Source organism: Rhizobium sp. P38BS-XIX, from assembly GCF_012641435.1.
GTDB lineage: Bacteria > Pseudomonadota > Alphaproteobacteria > Rhizobiales > Rhizobiaceae > Rhizobium.
Genome location: NZ_JABAIJ010000005.1, coordinates 110,534 through 124,962 on the forward strand (window position 1 = coordinate 110,534; position 14,429 = coordinate 124,962).

Genomic DNA, 14,429 nt, shown 5'->3' on the forward strand with positions numbered 1-14,429 from the left:
ACAAACGTTTCTAAACTCAGCGCATCCGCAACGTGGGGTTCGCCTGCCGAGCACTGAAAGTGGCATGAGCTCAATGGAACGAAGCAAGAGATCGGACCGACTTCCCGGTTGGCGCGATACAGACTCGTCCGATGCGCGGCGCGATGGCCTCCGCCCGCGTAGCCCCGTCTTGCGTCCGCGGGATTTTGTGACGGATGATGAGCCTGCTGCTGCCTCGCCAGAAGCGCGCGAACCCGTCACGCCTCCACCTGAAAACCTGACGCGCAGAGTTGAGCCGCAAGCCGAGCCGGTTTCGCATACTGTTGCAGAGCCGATAGCACCTTCGGCCGCTCCCGAGCCTGCCGTGGTCGCGCAGACGGAGGTCGTCAGCCATTCCATAGTTACGCCGACGGCGGACGAGCCGTTGCTCGACCTTCGATCCGCCATCCGTTCGATTTGGGCAGGGAAGCTGATCGTTCTTGGCCTGGCGGTAGTCTTCGGCGCGGTGGGCGCTGCCGTTATTCCCCTCATTCCGCAGAAGTTCACGGCGGAAACGAGCCTCTATTTCGATCCGCGGCCAACAGGCGGTACCGATTCCACGCAGCAGTCGCCCACACCGCCGGAACTGATCACGACGATGATCGACAGCCAGACGCAGATCCTGTCTTCGGGCAAGGTTCTCGGGCGGGTGGTCGATGCGCTGAAGCTCGATCAGGATCCGCGCTTTAGTGGTGGAGCCACCGGTGAAGCGGCGAAATACACGGCAACGGCCGCACTGGCCAAGGCCGTGGTGATTGCCCGTGAGGCCAGCACCTATGTCGTGACCGCGAAGGTGACGACCGGTGATCCCCAGAAATCGGCCGCTATCGCCAATCAGTTGTTCCCATCCTTTATCGAGGAAGAGAGCGGCGCCGTCGCAAAAAGCTTCAAGACGAGCAACAGTGCGCTCGACAGCCGGCTCGAAGACCTTCGGCAGCAGGTGCTCGCAGCCGAGAAGGCGGTCGAGTCCTATCGTGCCGATAATGACATGGTTGCCGTAGAGGGCAATCTCATCTCCGACAAGCGCTTGACTGCGCTGAACGATATGCTGGTGACGGCACAGCAGCGAACGATCGAGGCAAAGGCGCGGGCAGATGCGGCCGGCAAGCTCAGCTTCGAAGATGTGGTCACCAGCAATCCCAACAATCCGGCCGCCAATTCGGGCTCGACGGCGCTCAGCAGTCTGCGTCAGCAATATGCGACGCTCGCCGCCAATGTCGGCAGCCTGCAGAGCCAGCTTGGCGCGCGCCATCCGCGTTTGCTCGCGGCCAAATCCTCGCTGGATAGCCTTGCAGGAGAAATCCGCAGCGAATTGCAACGCCAGATGACATCAGCGCGCGCCGATTACGAGCAGGCGCAGCGAGCCGAACAGGACATCGCCAAGGAGCTGGCGGTGCAGAAGGCATCGCAGGTCAACACCTCAAGCAAGCTCGTCGGCCTGAATGAACTTCAGCGCAAGGCCACCGCCACCCGCGATATCTATGAGGCACTCCTGAAGCGTTCCGGCCAAACGAGCGACGCGCAGGATTTGTCGCAAAGCAACATCCGGGTGATTTCTGAAGCGGAACCGCCGCTCAAGGCGGACGGCCCTGGCCGTAATGTGATGATGGTGGCGGGCCTGATTGCGGGCGTTCTTTTCGGTGCCGGGCTGGGCATGGCGTTTGCCATTCTCATGGGCCTTTTTCGTCATCCCGTCATTCGCAGCTATATCGGCAAGTAATCCTTTCGGATCTTTCGGGATAAGCGGCTCCTACAATATCATAGATGCAATTGTGCGCCGGCTGATCTACATGTAAATCGGCGCTGGAATGAATTGAAATCTGCTAATGCAATATGACGCAATCATGATGCATCACGCGGCGCACCGTGAGACAATCTATGCGAGAAGACTGGCATGTCGCTTTGATGACCGGCACCGGGGGGCTGTGACCGATGGTGCCTGCGGATAAGCTCGTTCTGCCGTTTCTGGCTTTGCCACGCTCGACCAAGCGTGCGCTTGCCTTGATCGTCGATGCCAGCCTCTGTGTGTTGACGGTCTGGTTTGCCTACTGTCTGCGTCTTGACGATTGGGTCATCCTCGAAGGGATCGAATGGCTGCCGGCGATCGTCTCGCTTCTTCTCGCGCTGCCTATTTTTATCGTCCTGGGGCTTTATCGCGCGATTTTCCGCTATGCGGGCCTCTCGGCATTCGTCACGGTTTTAAAGGCGGTGGCGATCTACGCGCTTGCCTTCATGACGATTTTTACCGCCATCAGCGTGCCGGGTGTGCCGCGCACGGTCGGCATATTGCAGCCGTTGCTGCTGCTCATCGCCATCGGTCTGTCGCGCATCTGGACGCGCTATTGGCTCGGCAACGCTTATCAGCGCCTGCTGAACCGCAATCAGCTCGCCAAAGTGTTGATCTACGGCGCCGGCGCCTCGGGACGACAGCTCGCTGGCGCTCTCGCTAACAGCGCCGAGTTGAATGTGGTCGGTTATCTCGACGACGATCGCAACCTGCATGGCAGCATCATGGGCGGCCTGCCAATTTACGATCCGGTCGATCTGCCAGCCCTTGCCGTCTCAAGCGAGATCAAGGACGTATTGCTGGCGCTACCGAATGCCTCACGGCAACGACGCAATGAAATCCTCGATCAGATGCGCAAGGCGCGTGTCACGGTGCGCACCATGCCGGATTTGACGGCACTCGCCCAGGGTCGCGTTGCGGTGTCCGACCTGCGTGAGCTCGATATCGAGGATCTGCTCGGTCGCAACGTGATCGCCCCGGAGCGCACGCTGATCGAGAAGAACATTCGGGGCAAGGTGGTCATGGTCACCGGCGCTGGTGGCTCGATCGGCAGCGAACTTTGTCGCCAGATCCTCAAGAATGGCCCAAGCGCCATCCTGCTCGTGGAGCAAAATGAATTCGGCCTTTACGCCATTCACGGCGAATTGGAAAAATCGGCCGTTTCCGCCGGCTATCCCGATATCCGCATCATTCCCTTCCTCGCCTCCGTCAGGGACGGCCAGCGGATCGGGCAGATCATGGAGGCCTGGCGGCCGAAGACCGTCTATCATGCTGCCGCCTACAAGCATGTGCCGCTCGTCGAATACAATCCGGTCGAAGGCATCCGCAACAATGTGCTTGGAACCCAGATTGCGGCTGAAGCGGCCCGCGAGCATGGTGTTGAGGACTTCGTCCTGATCAGCACGGATAAGGCCGTTCGCCCGACCAACATCATGGGTGCCAGCAAGCGTTTGGCGGAAATGGTGTTGCAGGCAATGGACGCCGATCGCAAGCCGGGTGTGGCGGGTACCAATTTTGCCATGGTTCGCTTCGGCAATGTGCTTGGCTCCTCGGGATCCGTCGTACCGCTATTCCGCCAGCAGATCCGAGATGGCGGCCCGATTACGCTGACGCATCCTGACATCACCCGCTATTTCATGACCATTCCCGAGGCGTCGCAGCTTGTCATCCAGGCCGGCGCGATGTCGGCCGGCGGCGATGTCTTCCTCTTGGATATGGGCGAGCCAGTACGCATCGCCGATCTTGCACGGCGCATGGTGGAGCTATCCGGTCTGACCGTGCGGGACGAATATGAGCCGGATGGCGATATCGAGCTGGAGATTACCGGCTTGAGGCCGGGCGAAAAGCTCTATGAGGAATTGTTGATCGGCGACAATCCGCAGGCGACGAGCCACCCGCGGATCATGCATGCCAAAGAAGATTTTCTGCCATGGCCGGAGCTTTCGAAGCGTCTTGCCGCACTCGAGGCGGCGCTCGACAAGAATGACATACCTTTGGCACGAGCCTTGTTGCAAAAGCTCGTCTCGGGCTATGCCCCAAGCAGCGAAGTGGTGGATCTGGTCTATCGCGAACGTGAAGCGGAGTTAGGTGTGGGTCAGCCCAACCTCGACAACGTCGCGCAACTGTAAAGCACCTGCCAGCTCAACGTATCGAAGACCAACGAGCGTCATGCGTTCCCATGGCCTCGTTCGACACGAGGCTGTACGCTTTAGCTGTGTTTATTCGTCCGCGGCTTGACGCGCATTGCATAACGCCAGCGGCGCAGCTGATCGCAGGTACGGAACCAATGTGCCGTCATGCGTAGCAGGAAATGCCGCTTCACGGCGCGGTAATGGACGCGCTTGCCGATGGTGGTGTCGGCGCGGTGGGGGCTGAAGGCGAGGATGTTTTCAAACGTGGCGAAGGTCTCGACACCGGTGGACCAGCCGCGCTCGAGCGCAACATCGTAAGGAAGCAGCATCGGCTTCAATGTCACCAGCAGCTTCTTGGCCGCCTTGCGGTTGACGACGTAACAGGCAGCCGACCCCTGCGGGCCATGCATGCAGCGACCAATAATATCGTTCTCGATGGTCTCGCAAATCGGCTTGAAACCGACCAGGCGATGGTTGACGAGCTTGACGAGGCGAGCGCCATCGACGCTCTTCATCGCCGCGGTCGCGCGCGCAATCAGGCGCTCGTTCAACTCGACATCATCTTCCATGATGATGGCCATCTCGTCCTCGCTGGCAACGAATTGCTCCAGCGCCAGCAGGTGGCTCCGATAACAGCCGTATTCGCCCGCCAGAAGCTTGCGCCCATTGTGGTAGATGAAGGATTTTGGGTGGAAGTCGAGGCGATCCGCTTCGGCTACCTCGCGGCCGTCGACCGCCTCGATGCGAATGACATCGAGACCATAGTCCTCGGCTTGGCCGCGAAGGCGTTCCCAACGATCGCGCGATCGATCGAGATTGATGACATAGATGCGCAATTGCTGTTCCACGTTCTCAGCAGTCAAAGGCTCGGCCAAGTGAGGGATGCGATCAATCTGTTCGAGAATGACTGTTACTCCTGCAAACAGAAAGCGTGCGAACAACTGCTAAGATGACAATTCTCGCACTATATAACATCCTTGTGAATTGTCGCAAATCCGGATTACTCGCAAATGTTGCATTAGCAGATAAAAGCATTTTATTTGGTGTAACGTAGCGTGAATGGATCTGCGCCGAGCCAAAGCTTGATGCTTCACGGCGATTTTGACAGACGAACCGTTGGCTGTCAGCGCAGGCCCTACTATATTTTAGTGGTGCGCCGCGCTTGCCGCGATCGCATGGGTAACGGAGCTTAGCTTTCATGCGGATCAAATCGAAAATCGCCATTGTCGCTCTGGTCTTTGCCGGCCTTGCGCCGGCTACCGCGTTTGCTGACAATCCGCTCATACCCAAGCCCTATGTTGCGCCCGTCTACCCCTATAAAAATCTGCCGGGCGTCAAGGCACCCAAAATGGCGGCCGACGAGAAGTTTCAGTGCCGCACGACCACCCTGCATCCGGAAGAATTCTATAGGGGTTATTTCTACAGGGGTATGCCTCGTTTGGGGTATGTCTGCGAACAGGACGGCGTGATTTCGAGCAGCACCAGAAAGCCGAACTATCAGTACTGGCAGTATAACGGCCCGGATAGATAACGCCCGCCACCTGCTGAAATAAGTAGCAATCCAGGCAAAAACGGTGCACGTTCCTATCTAAAGCCTGAGCATTTCTCAGGCGATAATCTGAAAATAAATTTCATGTTTCAGGGTAAATGCGCGAACGTCGTTGACGAATGCGAAAATTTGCCCCAAGCTTACGAAAATAAATTACGTAATGGGAACTTAAAGCATGCGCGTTGGAATCATTGGGCTGGGATTCCGCCTGGGCTATCTGGGCTATGTCTTCAAGGCGATCGACGAGAGCTTCGAGATTGCCGGATATGTCGATCCGGAACCTGCAGGCTTGCCGGGTCTGATCGAACAAGGCATCTCGGTCGGAAAGGCCTATGCGACCCCTCAGGATCTGATTGCGAACGAGAAGATCGATCTCCTGATGATTGGTTCGCCGAACCACATGCATCTCGATCATATCCGTATCGGTTTGGAAGCCGGTCTCAAGATCTTCTGCGAAAAGCCGATCGTGACGACGATCAAGGACAGCATCGAGCTTGCTCGCCTGATGGCCAAGTTTGGTCATGAGCGCCTGAATGTCGGTCTCGTGCTGCGCTACTCGCCGATGTATCGCGATCTCCTGACTGCCCAGGCCGAAGGAAAGCTCGGTCATGTCGTTTCCATAGAGGCGGCCGAGCATATCGAGCCCTATCACGGCGCGTTCTTCATGCGCGATTGGCGCCGCTACGAACGTTATTCCGGCAGCTTCATGCTGGAGAAATGCTGCCATGACCTCGACCTTTATAATGGCGTGGTCGGTGCGCGCCCGGAGAGGGTTGCAAGCTTCGGCGGTCGCAAGAGCTTCATTCCGGAAAACGATCCGGCGCGGGAAGGCATCAACGATCTCGAGCTTTTCCATCGCAAGCCGAGCGGCTGGATGGGATCGGACAAGGTCTTCGACAGCGACGGCGATATCATCGATTACCAGGTGGCAATCGTCGAGTACGCCAATGGCGTCGGCATGAATTTCCATACCAACCTGAATGTGCCGGATCAGTTCCGCCGCTTTGCCATCATGGGTTCGCGCGGCATGGCCGAGGGTGACTTCATCCGTGGCTACTTCAATGTTCACGAAATGCTGACCGGCAAGAAGGTGATCGAAAATACCTACGCAGCCACCACGCTTTCTCAGCATTATGGTGCCGACGAGCAGATGGCCGCCGATATCATCGCAAACGTCAAATCGGGACTGCATCTGCCCGTTTCGACGCTCAATGCACTGGAAGCGGGCATTCTTGCCCTGTCGATGGACGAAGCACGTATGAAGAAGGCCGTCATCGATCTCCGACCGATCTGGGACGAGTTCGACGAAGCGCTTCATTCAAGAGCGGCCTAGGGAGGGGCGCAGGATGGGTGTTCAACGCAGCACGGTCATCTTCGCCTGGCTTCTGCTTTTCCCGGCTCTCCTCTACGTCACCGTCATCGTCGCCTATCCGCTGGTGGACACGATTATCCTGTCCTTCACCGATGCGTCGTTAAAGAAGCTGACGAATTGGGTTGGGTTCGAGAATTATGCGAAGATCTTCAATGATACGTTCGCAGGCGTCATCGTTCGGACCTTCATCTGGACGTTCTTTTCCGTCTCGATCAAGATGATCATCGGCACACTCGGCGCGGCGTTGTTGAATTCCGCCGTTCCCGGTCGCGCACTCTTCCGCATCTTGACCATGCCACCCTGGATCGTGCCGATGGCGATTGGCATCTTCATGTGGGGCTGGATGTATAATGGCCAGTTCGGCATGATTTCCGGTCTGCTCCAGCGCTTCGGCATCGTCGATAGTCCGGTGGCGTTCCTCGCCTATGGCAGCACGGCTTTCTGGGCGACGATCGTCACCGACGTCTGGATCGGTGTGCCGATGGTCACTCTTTATATGCTGGCCGCCATGCAGTCGATTCCGCACGATCTCTACGAGGCCGCATGGACGGATGGCGCCGGTCGCTTCTATCGCTTCCGCCGCATCACCTTGCCACTGCTGGTGCCGTCTCTGGTTACCATGTCGATGCTGTCGCTGATTTCGACCTTCAATTCCTTCGACATCATCTGGATCCTGACCCGCGGCGGCCCGAATGGCGAAACGACGACGATGATCATCGATACCTATCGTACCGCGATCGGGTCCTACAAATACGGTGAGGGTGCTGCCCGCGCCGTTCTGATCTGCATCTTCCTGTCGCTTTTCTGCCTTGCCTATTTCCGCCTGACGAGCCGCTTTTCAACGGGAGCCAAGCAACGATGAGCCAGCCTTCGATGATCCATCGTTACAAGTGGTATGAGCTCATCGGCATTTATGCCGGGATCCTGCTGTTTCTCACCTTCGTGCTGGCGCCTTTCATTGAAGGCTTCCTGGTGTCGTTGAAGCCGCTCAGCCAGCTCTTCTCGTCACCCTATCGGTTCATTCCCGAGAACGGTTCCTTTGCAGCCTATCGGACGATGTGGACGAGCGTGCCCGGCTTCGGCTGGTACATCTTCAACTCATTCCTGGTTTCTGGCTCCATCACCATCATTGTGCTGATCCTTGTGGTGCCGGCGGCCTATGCCTTTGCGCGCTTCGAGTTCAAGGGGTCCGGCCCGCTGCTGGGTGCCTTCCTGGCGGTCAAGATGTTTTCCGGCGCCGTGCTGCTGATCCCGCTGTTTCGCCTCATGCGCTCGTTCGGTTTTCTGAACACCTATTTCGCCATGATCGTGCCGGGCGTGGCCTTCATCATACCGACCGGAATCTGGTTGCTGCACACTTACATCAGGCGCATTCCGCGCGAACTTGACGAAGCCGCCTATGTCGACGGCGCAAGCCAGCTCTACACCCTGCGTCGCGTCATCCTGCCGATCGCCATGCCCGGCATCGTCGTTGTCGCGATTTCCTCGTTCATCGAGGCATACGCGCAGCAGTTCATCTATGCTCTTACCTTCAATTCGAAGACGGAATACATGCCGCTGCCGGTTGGGCTCTTTGCCTATTTCGGCCGGCAGGAAGTCGTCTGGAATGAACTCATGGCCGCAAGTTTCGTCGGCATCGCGCCGGCTCTGGTCGTGATCTTCTTCCTGCAACGGTATCTCGTCAGCGGTCTGACCGCCGGCGCGGTGAAGCAATAAAATCAATCAACCACCAGAGAGAACGGGAGCTTAAACGTGACATTCCATTTCAAGACGGGGCTTCTAGCCCTTGCTTTGCTCGGCTCCACCGCGCTTGGCGCCGTGAATGCCCAGGCCGCCGACAAGGAGATCAGCTGGATCTATTGCGGCGACAGCATCGATCCGATCCACGTCAAATACATCAAGCAGTGGGAAGAAAAGAACCCGGGCTGGGCCGTCAAGCCTGAGGTCGTCGGCTGGGAGCAGTGCCAGGACAAGGCAACGACGCTGGCCGCCGCCGGCACGCCGGTCGCCATGGCCTATGTCGGTTCGCGCACGCTGAAGCAGTTCGCTGATAACGATCTGATCGTTCCGATCCCGATGACGGACGACGAGAAGAAGGCCTATTATCCGGGCATCGTTAATACCGTAACCTTCGATGGACAGCAGTGGGGCACGCCTATCGCCTTCTCGACCAAGGCGCTCTACTGGAACAAGGACCTCTTCAAGAAGGCCGGTCTTGATCCGGAAAAGCCGCCGACCACCTGGGCCGAGGAAATCGCCGACGCCAAGCAGATCAAGGAAAAGACTGGCACCCCGGGCTACGGCCTCTCCGCGAAGACCTTCGACAACACCATGCACCAGTTCCTGCATTGGGTTTACACCAATAACGGCAAGGTCATCGATGGCGACAAGATCACCCTAGACAGCCCGGAAGTGCTGGCCGCGCTTCAGGCTTACAAGGACATCACGCCTTATTCGGTCGAAGGGCCGACGGCTTACGAGCAGAATGAAATGCGCGCCATCTTCCTCGATGGCAAGGTCGGCATGATCCAGGCCGGCTCCGGCGCTGCCGCTCGCTTGAAGGAAACGAAGATCAGCTGGGGTGTTGCACCCTTGCCGCTCGGTCCTTCTGCCAAGGGTCAGGGCACGCTGCTCATCACCGACAGCCTTGCCGTCTTCAAGGGTTCCGGCGTGGAGGAAAAGGCGATCGACCTGGCCAAGTTCATCACCTCTCCCGGTCCGCAGGGCGAGTACGAACTTCAGGGCGGTGCCGGCCTGACGCCGCTGCGCCCGTCGCCACAGGTTGACGAGTTCGTCAAGAAGGATCCTTCCTGGAAGCCGTTCATCGACGGCATCGCCTATGGCGGTCCCGAGCCGCTCTTCAAGGACTACAAGGGCTTCCAGAACGTGATGATCGCCATGGTTCAGTCCGTCGTGACGGGCCAGGCTCAGCCGGCAGACGCCTTGAAGAAGGCTGCTGCGGATCTCGAGCAGTACAAGTAAGATCTGAAAGTCACCGGGCCGCGCGCATCGCGCGCGGCCTTTGGAGCCCTGCCCGCCCCATGGCGGCGCCGCGCGGAGTCAGAGTTTGGGAAAGCTGCACCTTAATCAGGTCAAAAAATCTTATGGTCATTTCGAGGTCATCAAGGGCGTCGAGCTCGATGTAAATGACGGTGAGTTCATCGTCTTCGTCGGTCCGTCCGGCTGCGGCAAGTCGACCTTGCTGCGCATGATTGCAGGCCTCGACGAAGTGACCAGCGGCGACATCATGATCGATGGTGGTCGCGTCAATGATCTGCCGCCCGTCAAGCGCGGCATCGCCATGGTCTTCCAGTCCTATGCTCTCTATCCGCACATGTCGGTGTTCGAGAACATCGCCTTCCCGCTGCGGGTGGAGAAGATGCCGGAAGACAAGCTGAAGGCCAAGGTGGAGCATGCCGCGCGCATCCTGCACCTCGATAAACGCCTGCAGGAAAAGCCGGGTCAGTTGTCAGGCGGCCAGCGTCAGCGTGTCGCCATCGGCCGCGCGATCGTGCGTGAACCGAAGATCTTCCTCTTCGACGAGCCGCTATCGAACCTCGATGCCGCACTGCGCGCCGATATGCGCATCGAGCTTGCGAAGTTGCATCGGCAGCTGCAGGCGACGATGATCTACGTGACGCACGATCAGGTCGAGGCCATGACCATGGCCGACCGCATCGTCGTCCTCAACGCCGGCGAGATATCGCAGGTCGGCGCTCCGCTGGAGCTTTATCACAAGCCAGCGAACACCTTCGTTGCCCGCTTCATCGGCAATCCGAAGATGAATTTCCTGCCTGTTACCTGCACCGGTATCAGCGATGCGGGCGTGGAGGTGGATTACAAGGGGCAGAAAGCGCTGTTGCCGGTCAAGCCGCGCGAGGGTTATGTCGGCAAGCCGCTGACGCTCGGGATCCGGCCGGAACATGTCCAGATCGGCGATGGCGATTTGACTTTGACCATCGTGCCGACTGTCGTGGAGCGCCTTGGCGCCCAGACCGTCGCCTATGCCACGACGGACGGGGTCGATGAAAATTTCTGTGCGACGTTGGCCGGGAGTGCCGCGATCCGCATGGATACACCGCTGAAGACCGGCATCCGCCTGAGCGACTGCCATCTCTTCGATGAAAACGGTCAGGCGTTCGAACGCCGGGTGGAGTTGACCGAGATCGACATGGAAGTACTCAATCAGGCCGCTTCCTAGAGCAATCCCAGGAAAAGTGCGCAGCGGTTTTTCGCCCGGAATTGCGTGAAGCCAAAAAGATCGAGCGGCTCAGATTTTCCGTGGAAAGCTGAACCGCTCCAAGGGCGGGTGATCACCTGACGATGCAATAAAAAACGGCGGCCCGAAGGTCGCCGTTTTCTTTTTGAGACTTGGTCGTGTGTTTACCAGACGAGGCCGCGTGCCGCCACGTCTTCGACACGGGTCACGACACCATCGCGATGAAACACCATCTGGTCGAAGAGGTTGGAAACGACGCAGGTGTGGTTCGGGATGATGCGGATCTTGTCGCCGATCTGCGGGCGAGGGCCGGTGCACTTCGACAAGTCGATGACGCCATGCTCCTCCGAGAGGCCCTTGATGACAGCCTCTGGATAACCGACCACTTGGCCATAGTCCGTAAAACCGAGAAGGTCAGAGGTAAGGGCCTTCGAGCCGGAATCGATGACGGCGCGATCTTCGGTCGGGCGCGAGACGACGGTCGCAAGGATATGCATGGCGCAATCCTCTTCCCGGCAATGGCCCGCCCGCACCATGGAGCGGTCGTTATAGATGTAGGTGCCGGCGCGATGCTCGGTGGCTGCGGTCACGAGATGTGCGTCGAACAGGCTCGGCGTGCCGCCATTGGTGACAATCGGGCATTCGACACCCTCAGCCTTCAGGAGCGCGACGGCCTGGGACAGAAACTCCTGCGTCGCAGCGGCATTGTCCGGCTTCGGATAGGTCATGAGCCCTGCGAAATTAAGGCCCGGCTTGCCGGCGATATATTTGCCGAGCTTTGCGGCTTCGGCCGGGGATTGCACGCCGCAGCGCGCACCTCCGGTATCGCATTCCACGAGCACGGTCAGCTGCTTGCGCGTCGCGAAATAGTCGGAGAGGCCGTCGACGGTCGCGGTGCTATCAGCCACGACCTTGAGACCGGAAATCCGATCGTTGAGTGCCGACAGGCGCACAAGCTTTTCAGGGCCGAGAATATTGAAGGTGATCAGGATATCTTCGAAGCCCGCATCGGCGAAAGCTTCCGCCTCGGTAATCTTCTGGCAGTTGATGCCCTTGGCGCCGGCGGCGACCTGCGCATGCGCAAGCGCGGGGATCTTGTGCGTCTTGATATGCGGGCGGAAGTTCAGGCCATGCTTGTCCATATAGGCCTGCACGCGCGCAATGTTGCCCGTCAACCGGTCCTCGTCGATGATTGGACGCGGTGTCGACAGCGCTTCGATCCGGTCGCCGGCCTTTGGGCTGATCTCAGAGGCGATGTCATGTGTCATATCAGACGCCTTTCCGTTCTGCGGCATGCGGATCGGCCACCATGGGCCAGATGTCTTTCGGCGCGCGGCGATAGGGGGTGCGGGCCGGATTGTTGGGATAGGGGGTTCCGGCCGAGCAGTAAAGGATCTCCGACGCGATCTTGGAGAAGGACGCATAGAAGTGATTGGTCGATTTGATGACCAGGATCTTCTTGGAGCTGGGATCGATGCCCATCACCGAGAAAAGGCTTGGGTCGAAGCTTTGCGCGCGCGTCGAATTCAGGATGATGTCGATGCCATCGAGCTGAATATGTGCCGCGTCGCCAAACGGAGCGAAGCTTTCGCCGAAGCGCATCTCGGCATTGGCGACGACGCGGATGATCTTGACGATGCCGTCGATGGGATTGCCGGTTCCAGGCGCTGATTTCGCACCGAAGCGAAGCGGGATTTCCGCGCCTTCTCCGGCTGCCATGCAGATCTGGACGGCCATCGGGTCCCAGATCGTGCCGATGGCGGCATCCGTCGCGCCGCGATCAAGCAATTCCTGCAGGATAACCGTCGCGTCACCGGCGGTGCCGCCGCCGGGATTGTCCCAGAGATCCGCGATGACGACCGGGCCGGACGTTGCGGCCATCGCCTCGCTCACGGCCTGATTCTCATCGATCTGCGGCATGATGAAGGTGCCGCGCTTGGAGAAAAGCTCGAGACCGAGCTCGCGCGCGATCTCATATCCTTTAGTCGGCTTATTATTGGTGACAACGAGCAGCTTCGTGCCCATTTCCGGCACGTCGCCGGCCATGAAGCCGTGTACGACCGAGATCGAAAGAATGTCGGCGTCGTTCTTTTCCATCGCCATGATCTTGTCGACGAAGGAGCGCATCGGATCGCGCGACGTCGGGAAGACGTCGATCATGCGGCAGTCGAAGACCGACATGACAGGCTTCACGCGGCCTTCCAGCGTATCGATGGCGATCCGCCAAAGATCCTCGGCGCGGTCGACGAAGTCGGTATGCGGGAATTCCTTGAAGTAGACGAAGAAATTGGCAGCGGCGGCCCGCTTCCTGGTCAGATGGCTGTGCGGATCGAGCTCGGCGCAGACAAGAATGTCCGGCCCGACGATCTCGCGCACGCGCGCCAGAAAATCACCTTCCGTATCCTCGTAGCCGTCGGCAACCATGGCTCCATGCAGGCCAAGCACGACCGCATCGACCGGCATGGCCGCCCGCAGCTGATCAAGGATTTCGTCGCGCAAGTCCTCATAGGTGCGGCGGTTCACCAGCCCAGCCGGATCGGCCCAGGTCGCGGTGCCCTCGATGACCTCCCAGCCCTTTTGCGCAGCGATGCGACGTCCGACCGTGATCGGTGCGGAGCAGAGCGTCGGCGTTTCCGGATGCATGCCCGGCGGCGCATAGAGAGACGCCTCGAAAGCGCGCCGGTCGATACAGATGGGGGAGAATGTATTCGTCTCGGTCGCCAGAGCCGCGGTAAAAATGCGCAATGCTATCGCCTCTATTCCATCGGATTCGGCAGATAGCCGGTAAAGCCGCTGATCTTCCAGTGCCCCTCATGCAGGCGGCAGTAATAAAGCGTCTGCCACTTCATGACGTCGACGCTGCCATCCGCCTTCTTCAGGCTGCCGTCGAACTTCTTGCGCACGAGCGCCATTTCGCCTTCGATCTCGATGTCCTCGAGCGTCGTCGTGGTGAAGATGGCTGTGCGTGTGTCTTCGGCGAAGGACTGCGTGGCGAAATCGCGCGCCTGTCGCAGCCACTCGTCGCGATAGGCAGAGAGTGTCGGAAAGGCCAGCCGCCAATGATCGGGGCTGACGTTGCGCTTGCCGTCGATACCGATGAACCCCTCTTCGACGAAATCGCCTGATACCATCGACCAGTCGGCGGAGAGAAATGCATCGATGTCGCGCGGGACGAGCATCTCCCAGATCGCGTGTCTCGGGGCGTCGCTTTCAGGAAAGGGATTCTTGAATGGATCACGCATTGTATCCGCCGTCATTTAAATTCTTTTCATAAATTCGGATTTTCGCTGGTCAAATTCCGCTTTCTATGGTCATTTGTCAACGTATCAAGAAAATAATTTGCAGGAATCATA

At 58.7% G+C, this 14,429-nt stretch carries 12 protein-coding genes; 8 read left to right on the forward strand and 4 right to left on the reverse strand.

Going from position 1 to position 14,429, the window contains the following annotated elements:
- The first annotated feature begins 64 nt into the window (after positions 1–64).
- Both HGP17_RS17305 and HGP17_RS17310 read left to right on the forward strand, forming a co-directional pair.
- Complete coding sequence (locus HGP17_RS17305) at positions 65–1,738, forward strand: GumC family protein (RefSeq protein ID WP_168811148.1); 1,674 nt, start codon at positions 65–67, stop codon at positions 1,736–1,738.
- A gap of 212 nt (positions 1,739–1,950) precedes the next feature.
- Complete coding sequence (locus HGP17_RS17310) at positions 1,951–3,933, forward strand: nucleoside-diphosphate sugar epimerase/dehydratase (protein WP_168811150.1); 1,983 nt, start codon at positions 1,951–1,953, stop codon at positions 3,931–3,933.
- A gap of 80 nt (positions 3,934–4,013) precedes the next feature.
- Here the strand turns inward: HGP17_RS17310 and HGP17_RS17315 are convergent, their stop codons facing one another.
- Positions 4,014–4,799: a glycosyltransferase family 25 protein gene (locus HGP17_RS17315; protein ID WP_246704136.1), complete on the reverse strand. Its 786-nt coding sequence runs from the start codon at positions 4,797–4,799 to the stop codon at positions 4,014–4,016.
- Between the two features lie 335 nt (positions 4,800–5,134).
- Between HGP17_RS17315 and HGP17_RS17320 the strand changes: the two genes are divergently transcribed.
- From HGP17_RS17320 to ugpC, 6 genes are all read left to right on the forward strand, one after another.
- A complete protein-coding gene (locus tag HGP17_RS17320; RefSeq protein WP_168811154.1) occupies positions 5,135–5,467 on the forward strand; it encodes a hypothetical protein in 333 nt (110 codons plus the stop codon).
- Positions 5,468–5,660: 193 nt separating this feature from the next.
- Complete coding sequence (locus HGP17_RS17325) at positions 5,661–6,818, forward strand: Gfo/Idh/MocA family oxidoreductase (protein ID WP_168811156.1); 1,158 nt, start codon at positions 5,661–5,663, stop codon at positions 6,816–6,818.
- A gap of 13 nt (positions 6,819–6,831) precedes the next feature.
- Positions 6,832–7,719 carry a sugar ABC transporter permease gene (locus tag HGP17_RS17330; protein ID WP_168811158.1) on the forward strand — a complete coding sequence of 296 codons (888 nt, stop codon included), beginning with the start codon at positions 6,832–6,834 and terminating at the stop codon, positions 7,717–7,719.
- Positions 7,716–8,573: a carbohydrate ABC transporter permease gene (locus HGP17_RS17335; protein WP_168811160.1), complete on the forward strand. Its 858-nt coding sequence runs from the start codon at positions 7,716–7,718 to the stop codon at positions 8,571–8,573. The genes HGP17_RS17330 and HGP17_RS17335 overlap by 4 nt, the downstream gene beginning before the upstream one ends.
- A 36-nt stretch (positions 8,574–8,609) precedes the next feature.
- Positions 8,610–9,839 (forward strand): extracellular solute-binding protein, encoded by a 1,230-nt coding sequence (locus HGP17_RS17340; protein ID WP_168811162.1) that lies wholly within the window; start codon positions 8,610–8,612, stop codon positions 9,837–9,839.
- Positions 9,840–9,924: 85 nt separating this feature from the next.
- Positions 9,925–11,058, forward strand: a complete 1,134-nt coding sequence (gene ugpC / locus HGP17_RS17345) for a sn-glycerol-3-phosphate ABC transporter ATP-binding protein UgpC (protein ID WP_168811164.1) — start codon at positions 9,925–9,927, stop codon at positions 11,056–11,058.
- A 182-nt stretch (positions 11,059–11,240) separates the two neighbouring features.
- Here ugpC and HGP17_RS17350 read toward each other — a convergent pair whose 3' ends face one another.
- The 3 genes from HGP17_RS17350 to HGP17_RS17360 are packed head-to-tail and all read right to left on the reverse strand — an operon-like array spanning position 11,241 to position 14,318.
- Positions 11,241–12,344, reverse strand: coding sequence for a D-TA family PLP-dependent enzyme (locus tag HGP17_RS17350; RefSeq protein WP_168811166.1), 1,104 nt, complete (start codon positions 12,342–12,344; stop codon positions 11,241–11,243).
- A 1-nt stretch (position 12,345) separates the two neighbouring features.
- Positions 12,346–13,821, reverse strand: coding sequence for a M81 family metallopeptidase (locus tag HGP17_RS17355; protein WP_168811168.1), 1,476 nt, complete (start codon positions 13,819–13,821; stop codon positions 12,346–12,348).
- A gap of 11 nt (positions 13,822–13,832) precedes the next feature.
- A complete protein-coding gene (locus tag HGP17_RS17360; protein WP_168811170.1) occupies positions 13,833–14,318 on the reverse strand; it encodes a hypothetical protein in 486 nt (161 codons plus the stop codon).
- Between the last annotated feature and the right edge of the window lie 111 nt (positions 14,319–14,429).

What these genes read in the sequence shown, in the direction of transcription:
- HGP17_RS17305 (WP_168811148.1), top strand. Translation starts at nt 65, where the DNA reads ATGAGCTCAATGGAACGAAGCAAGAGATCGGACCGACTTCCCGGTTGG.
- HGP17_RS17310 (WP_168811150.1), top strand. Translation starts at nt 1,951, where the DNA reads ATGGTGCCTGCGGATAAGCTCGTTCTGCCGTTTCTGGCTTTGCCACGC.
- HGP17_RS17320 (WP_168811154.1), top strand. Translation starts at nt 5,135, where the DNA reads ATGCGGATCAAATCGAAAATCGCCATTGTCGCTCTGGTCTTTGCCGGC.
- HGP17_RS17325 (WP_168811156.1), top strand. Translation starts at nt 5,661, where the DNA reads ATGCGCGTTGGAATCATTGGGCTGGGATTCCGCCTGGGCTATCTGGGC.
- HGP17_RS17330 (WP_168811158.1), top strand. Translation starts at nt 6,832, where the DNA reads ATGGGTGTTCAACGCAGCACGGTCATCTTCGCCTGGCTTCTGCTTTTC.
- HGP17_RS17335 (WP_168811160.1), top strand. Translation starts at nt 7,716, where the DNA reads ATGAGCCAGCCTTCGATGATCCATCGTTACAAGTGGTATGAGCTCATC.
- HGP17_RS17350 (WP_168811166.1), bottom strand. Translation starts at nt 12,344, where the DNA reads ATGACACATGACATCGCCTCTGAGATCAGCCCAAAGGCCGGCGACCGG.
- HGP17_RS17360 (WP_168811170.1), bottom strand. Translation starts at nt 14,318, where the DNA reads ATGCGTGATCCATTCAAGAATCCCTTTCCTGAAAGCGACGCCCCGAGA.